Here is a 2589-nt window from a genome sequence, read left to right on the forward strand (position 1 = left end):
TGCTCGGTCAGTAATATCAAAAATAAGGATAATTGCACCTTTAGTTTTACCTGATGACTCAATCGGATTAATGGTTAACTGATATTCTGAACCGTTTCTCTGCTCAGTATATTCAGTATGATTACCTTCAAGTGCATCCCATATAGCTTTACTCATTCTGGTTGTGCGGTCGTATAAAAGGAAATCGTCACCTTTAACATCTTTGCTGACTCCAAAAATTTTCTTTGCAGCCTGATTCATACTCAGAACCATAGCGTGTTCATCAAGCAGAACAAGACCTTCATTCATAGATGAAACGAGCTGTTCAAATTCATCAGATTTACGTCTTATAGAGTTCATTTGTTTTTTGATTTGTTTGTGTTGCTTGTGAAGCTTTGTGAGTATCGGCGTAAGCTCTTCATAAGCGACATTGTCGGCAGGATGCTCAAGGTCAAGCTTCATAAGCGGTTCAGTAATCTGTTTCGCCATTGCAAGAGAAAGTACGATAGCAACAACGGTAGCAACAAGAATAATTGCAAAAATTGCAGGAATCATTCCTAAAATAAGGGCTCCTAATGTAAGCTGACTGACTGAAATGCGAAGAACATCGCCGTTTTCAAGTAAAACAGCTTCATAAAATGTTTTCTCTGTCAGAGTTTCGGAATTTCTTGCCGAACTGCCTTCACCTGTTTCAAAAGCCTCAATAATTTCTTCTCTTCCGGCGTGATTTTCCATTTCGTTTGCTTTTGCCTGTGTATCATAAAGCACAGTGCCGTCAGCATCAACAATAGTAAAACGAAATACCGTAGAGTCAAAATTATCAAAATATTCAACACCGACCTCATTTACTGTATCTGCAACAAGCAAAAGCTCTGCCTTTAACCGGCTTTGCTGAGAGTCGTTGAAATAGTCATAAAGAAAGCTTGTTGCAATACCTATACTTGCAAGAAGCACAACGAACGCTACTGTAAAAATGGAGCGGAATATTTTTTTGGTCATGCCTCATCCTCCAATCTGTAGCCGACACCGATTACTGTTTTTATCTGACCACCGGCGCTACCGAGCTTATGGCGAAGAGTTTTAATGTGCATATCAACAGTACGGGTTTCACCTATGTAATCCATACCCCAAATTTCACTCATCAGCTTGTCTCTTGAAAATACCATGTTCGGATTCTGCATAAACAGCTTGAGTATCTCAAATTCTTTATGAGTAAGCTCAACCTTTTCACCGTCAGAAATAACCTTATGCTCTTTCTCTTTCAGAGTGATTGAACCGACAGTTATACTGTCAGACTCAACTGTCTTTACCGAACGGCGAAGGACTGCCTTTACACGGGCAACCATTTCCATAACACCAAAGGGTTTTACAAGATAATCATCCGCGCCCATATTCAATCCGCCAATTTTGTCCATCTCCGTACCCTTTGCTGTTGCCATAATAACAGGAATATCTTTATATAAAGGCTCTGAACGAAGCCTTTTGAGCACCTCAATACCGTCAAGCTCAGGCATCATAATATCAAGAATAATAAGCTCGGGAATCTCATCCTTTAGAGCTTCAAGCATAGAAACGCCGTCAGCAAAGCCACGGGCAGTAAAGCCCGTTTGCTCTAATGTGTAAACCTCAATCTCACGTATTGTGCTGTCATCATCTACACACCAAACCATAATTTATCCTCCTTTGTGAATGCCTGTAACAGAGAATTCTACCCACTCAGCAATATTTGTTGCGTGGTCTCCGATGCGTTCAAAGTATTTTGCTATCATAAGCAGGTCAACGGCATATTCACCGTCTGCATTGTTATCGGTAATCATTTTTATTAAAGTATCTTTCATTTTTCTGAAAGCATCATCAACTATATCGTCGTGCTCAAGAACCATTCGGGCGAGCTTTACATCTTGTCTTACATAAGCATCAATGCTGTCTGTTACCATTTTGCATGTTGCTTCAGCCATAAGCTTTAAATCAACAAATTCAGCGCCTGTTCTGCCGTTAAGAACAGGAATTATATCCGCAATATCTTCTGCCTGATCTCCGATTCGTTCCATATCGGTTATCATTTTAAGAGCCGCCGAAACAACACGAAGGTCACGTGCTACAGGCTGTTGCTGAAGCAGAAGTCTTAAACAAATAGCTTCGATTTCTCTTTCCATGTGGTCAATTTCTTGTCCGCGTGACTTTACTTCCCTTGCGCCTTCAATATCTCCGTTCAAAAGAGCTTTTGCAACAAAAGCAATTAGCTCCTCACAGAGTGCACCCATTTGTGTCATTTTTTTATTCAGCAGTATAAGCTGTTCATCAAATCTGCTTCTCATATCATCCAAACCTTCCTGTAATGTAGTCTTCTGTGCGTTTATCTTTAGGTTGCGAGAATAGCTTCTCAGTTTCACCCATCTCAACTAATTCACCAAGAAGGAAGAACGCTGTATTATCAGAAATACGAACTGCCTGCTGCATATTATGAGTTACTATGATTATAGTATATTTTTCTTTTAATTGCAATGCAAGTTCTTCAATTCGTGAAGTAGAAATCGGGTCAAGAGCCGATGTCGGCTCATCCATAAGTAGAACTTCAGGCTCCACCGCAAGAGCACGGGCAATGCAAAG

At 40.3% G+C, this 2589-nt stretch carries 4 protein-coding genes; all 4 read right to left on the bottom strand.

Annotation, left to right across the window (positions count from 1 at the left end; genetic code table 11):
* The coding region (locus tag ACJMMI_RS00800; RefSeq protein ID WP_405352613.1) for a PAS domain S-box protein at positions 1-978 on the bottom strand (978 nt) is incomplete at its 3' end.
* Positions 975-1649, bottom strand: a complete 675-nt coding sequence (locus tag ACJMMI_RS00805; RefSeq protein ID WP_405352616.1) for a response regulator transcription factor — start codon at positions 1647-1649, stop codon at positions 975-977. The genes ACJMMI_RS00805 and ACJMMI_RS00800, both read right to left, overlap by 4 nt.
* Positions 1650-1652: 3 nt before the next feature.
* Entirely contained in the window at positions 1653-2297 is a 645-nt protein-coding gene (phoU, locus tag ACJMMI_RS00810) for a phosphate signaling complex protein PhoU (protein ID WP_405352618.1), read from the bottom strand.
* Between the two features lies 1 nt (position 2298).
* A partial coding sequence (locus tag ACJMMI_RS00815; protein ID WP_405352619.1) for a phosphate ABC transporter ATP-binding protein occupies positions 2299-2589 on the bottom strand: 291 nt, incomplete at its 5' end.

This window comes from Ruminococcus sp., from assembly GCF_045129435.1.
In the GTDB taxonomy this organism is placed as follows: Bacteria; Bacillota; Clostridia; order Oscillospirales; family Acutalibacteraceae; genus Ruminococcoides.

Coding starts and splice junctions, on each gene's coding strand:
- ACJMMI_RS00805 (WP_405352616.1), bottom strand. CDS start 1,649: ATGGTTTGGTGTGTAGATGATGACAGCACAATACGTGAGATTGAGGTT.
- phoU (WP_405352618.1), bottom strand. CDS start 2,297: ATGAGAAGCAGATTTGATGAACAGCTTATACTGCTGAATAAAAAAATG.